Source organism: Streptococcus sp. GMD6S (genome assembly GCF_000297015.1).
Map to the genome: position 1 here is coordinate 1 of NZ_AJRH01000152.1, position 1,187 is coordinate 1,187.

The 1,187-nt window shown below is 44.2% G+C and carries 1 protein-coding gene and 2 pseudogenes; 2 read left to right on the plus strand and 1 reads right to left on the minus strand.

The window, feature by feature from the left end:
* Nucleotides 1–494 (minus strand): annotated as a pseudogene (locus GMD6S_RS09265) (SHIRT domain-containing protein); the annotation flags it as partial.
* Between the two features lie 6 nt (nucleotides 495–500).
* Between GMD6S_RS09265 and GMD6S_RS12635 the strand changes: the two are divergent.
* Together GMD6S_RS12635 and GMD6S_RS09270 are read left to right on the plus strand one after the other, a co-directional pair.
* Nucleotides 501–647: pseudogene (locus GMD6S_RS12635) on the plus strand (glycerol-3-phosphate dehydrogenase/oxidase); the annotation flags it as partial.
* A 70-nt stretch (nucleotides 648–717) separates the two neighbouring features.
* Nucleotides 718–1,187: MIP/aquaporin family protein (locus GMD6S_RS09270; protein WP_000975166.1), on the plus strand; the 470-nt coding region annotated here is incomplete at its 3' end.

Below are 1,187 nucleotides of genomic sequence, written 5' to 3' on the forward strand. Positions count from 1 at the left end.
GCTGGAAGCAAGGTTTTCACTTCTTGTGGAAGTTCTTTTCCTGGCGTTCCGCTGACAAACTCGTGAACTGCTTTATGAGTCACTGTTGATGCTGGGCTCGCTGTAAATTCCCATGTTCCTACAAACTTAACATCTGAACCGTTGACAGTCTCTGAAGTCTTGTCGTATGACTTGAAGCTCCATGTGCCTTCTGCTGTCTTAACTTCCGTTTTACTTGGTTGTGTTGGAGTTACTTGGTTGCCATCTTTCAAGTCTGTTTGGTCTGCTGGAAGCAGAGTTTTTACTTCTTGTGGAAGTTCTTTTCCTGGAGTTCCGCTGACAAACTCGTGAGTTGCCTTATGAGTCACTGTTGGCGCTGGAGTGAATTCCCAAGTACCGATAAAGTGGGCATCTGCTCCATTAATAGTTTCAGATGTCTTGTCATAGGACTTGAAGCTCCATGTGCCTTCTGCTGTCTTCACTTCCGTTTTACTTGGCTGAGTTGGAGTCGCTTGACTACCATGCGTGATAGTTTAGATAGCATCGTTGAGCCAGTTCTGGATGAAATGGGACGATTCTATGACTGGTCTGATGAAGAAAAAGCAACTTATCGTGCGGATGTTGAAGCAGCCCTTACTAACAACGATCTAGCGGAATTGAAAAATTAAGAGAAACTAGAAGAGAGGGAGACAAGCCTTCCTTGCCTTCTCTCTCCTTCTTTTAAATGGAGACAAAGATATGATGAAAGAATTATTTGGAGAATTTTTGGGGACCTTAATCCTGATTTTCCTAGGAAATGGTGTTGTTGCAGGTGTGGTTCTTCCCAAAACTAAGAGCAACAATTCAGGATGGATTGTGATTACTATGGGATGGGGAATTGCTGTAGCCGTTGCGGCCTTTGTATCTGGCACGCTCAGTCCAGCCCACCTAAATCCAGCTGTGACGTTTGCTATGGCCTTAAAAGGAACACTCTCTTGGGGTTCTGTTTTCCCTTATATCCTAGCCCAATTCGCAGGAGCGATGGTGGCTCAGATTTTGGTTTGGTTGCAATTCAAACCACATTATGAGGCAGAAGAAAATGCAGGGAATATCTTAGCGACCTTTAGTACTGGACCAGCAATCAAGAATACAGTATCCAACTTGATCAGCGAAATCCTTGGAACCTTTGTTTTGCTCTTGACAATCTTTGCCTTGGGGCTCTATGACCT